Annotated in this window: 2 protein-coding genes; both read left to right on the forward strand. The window is 58.2% G+C overall.

Annotation, left to right across the window (positions count from 1 at the left end; genetic code table 11):
* The coding region (locus tag H5U08_RS15980) for a GspE/PulE family protein (RefSeq protein ID WP_297035308.1) at positions 1-895 on the forward strand (895 nt) is incomplete at its 5' end.
* A gap of 157 nt (positions 896-1,052) precedes the next feature.
* Entirely contained in the window at positions 1,053-2,192 is a 1,140-nt protein-coding gene (locus H5U08_RS15985; RefSeq protein ID WP_297035310.1) for a type IV pilus twitching motility protein PilT, read from the forward strand.
* Positions 2,193-2,344: the final 152 nt, after the last annotated feature.

A 2,344-nucleotide genomic window follows, 5' to 3' on the forward strand; every position in this document is an offset into this window, starting at 1 on the left:
CCTCCCCAGCACGTGGGGTCAAGCGGTTGTTATGCGGATTTTGGACAAAGACAATATCAAAATTGGCCTGCGCCAACTCGGATTTTCTGAAGAAGATTATGTCAAATTTAAACAACTTATCAGACGGCCGAACGGAATTATCCTCGTGACGGGACCCACCGGTTCGGGGAAGACAACCACCCTCTATGCGGCCCTCAATGAGTTGAACACGCCGGACCGCAAGATCATCACCGCGGAGGACCCCGTGGAGTACTACCTGCCGGGGATCAACCAGGTGGAGATCAAGCACGAGATTGGCCTGGATTTCGCCCGGGTCATTCGCGCGATGCTGCGCCAGGCGCCGAATGTGATCCTGGTCGGTGAGATGCGCGACCTCGAGACTGCCCAGATGGGTATCCAGGCTTCTTTGACTGGACACCTCGTTTTTAGTACACTGCATACGAACGATGCGCCCAGCTCTATTACACGTCTGATCGACATGGGAGTCCCCGCCTATCTGGTGGCAAGCAGCGTCGTGGCGATCATGGCGCAGCGCCTCGTGCGGGTGGTGTGCGAGCAGTGCAAGCAGCCCTACCAACCCAGCGATGTCGTTCTGGAGATGGCCGGCGTAACCCCCGAAATGATGGCAGGCGCCACCTTCTACCGCGGTAAAGGATGCAGCCGGTGCAACGGCACAGGTTACCGGGGTCGGATGGGTATCTTTGAGCTCATGATCATGTCGCCCAAGATTCGGGAACTCACCTTCAAGAACGCCCCCGTGGCGGAAATTCGCCGTGTAGCCATCCAGGAGGGGATGAAGACCCTCTATATGGACGGCCTCCAGAAAGTCCTCAAAGGGAAGACCACTCTGGAGGAGTTGCTCTCGGTGGCGCGTCCAGAAGAAGAGCTCCGCTGATCTGTCCTTCAGCGGTCGCAGCGCCGCTGGTTTGGAGCGTTACCACCCTCTGGGGTATCGGGCGGCAGAATAATTCGTCAGGGGAGGGTTGTGTCGGTCTCGTGGTTGAGCAGGGCCAGTCAAATCACCGGTTTTCTTTCAGGAATCGAGGCGGGGTATGTCACAGCTTCAAATCGACAAGCTTCTCAACACCGTGGTCACCCGGAAGGCCAGCGACCTCCATATCACCGTGGGGCAGCCGCCTGCTCTTCGGATCGACGGCCGACTTGTTCGGCTGGAAACCAAGGTCCTCGAACCTGAGGACACCGTCGCCCTGATGAAAAGCATTACGCCGGAACGGTGCCAGCGAGAACTTCAGGAGGTGGGAGGCTCCGACTTCGGTTTCGCCTTCGGCGACAAGTGCCGGTTCCGGGTGTCAGTCTTCAAGCAAAAAGGCTATGTGGGGATGGTGCTTCGGCAAATCCCCAACCGGTTGATGACCTTCGAAGAGCTGGGCACACCGCCCGTGTTCAAAGAACTCATCATGAGGCCGCGGGGTCTGATCCTCGTCACCGGGCCGACCGGTTCCGGTAAATCAACGACTCTGGCGGCGGCCATCGACTACCTCAACAACAACGTGGATCACCACATCATCACCATCGAAGACCCTATCGAGTTCTATCACACCCACAAGCGATGCACGGTGAACCAGCGGGAAGTGGGGGTGGACGTCCCGAGCTTCGCGGAGGCCATCCGCCGGGCGTTGCGACAGGACCCGGACATCATCCTCGTCGGTGAGATGCGCGACCTGGAAACCATCGAGGCCGCCATCACAGCCGCGGAAACAGGTCATATCGTGTTCGGAACCCTCCACACGACCGGGGCGCAGGGGACCGTCAACCGAATCATCGACGTCTTTCCCACCAACCAGCAGGAACAGATCCGGACCCAGCTTTCCACGTCCATCATCGGCGTTCTGTCCCAGCAATTGCTGCCGCGGATTGGTGGGGGACGGGTGGCGGCCTACGAAATGCTCGTCGTGACCCCCGCTATTGCAAACCTCATCCGCGAAAATAAGACTTACCGAATCAACTCGGCCATCCAGACCGGCCACAAGCTGGGAATGCAGCTTCTGGACGACCACCTCTTCCGGCTGTGGCGGGATGGAATATGCGAGAAGAAGGAAGTGCTTCTGCGGGCCAATAGCCCGGATGAACTGGCCGCCCGAATCGCAGCGGCCGAACGGGGTATCCTCGAAGACGAAGAGGAAGCCCGGCGTCGCCTGGAACGCGAAATGGCCCAAAACGGGCGAAGATAAGAGAACTATCGACATTTGGATAAATACTTGCGACTGGCTAAGATAGAGTGTGGACCGGGAAGACAGATCTTTCCGGCCTGTGTGGACATTTTTGTCGGTTGTCAGGTCAACTCAAAGCGCATCGCAGGATAGCAGGAAAAGCGGATGGCTCT

This window comes from Thermogutta sp. (assembly GCF_014359955.1).
In the GTDB taxonomy this organism is placed as follows: domain Bacteria; phylum Planctomycetota; class Planctomycetia; order Pirellulales; family Thermoguttaceae; genus Thermogutta.

Bases quoted from the DNA above. Each gene is read 5' to 3' on its own strand.
- H5U08_RS15985 (WP_297035310.1), top strand. From the start codon at position 1,053: ATGTCACAGCTTCAAATCGACAAGCTTCTCAACACCGTGGTCACCCGG.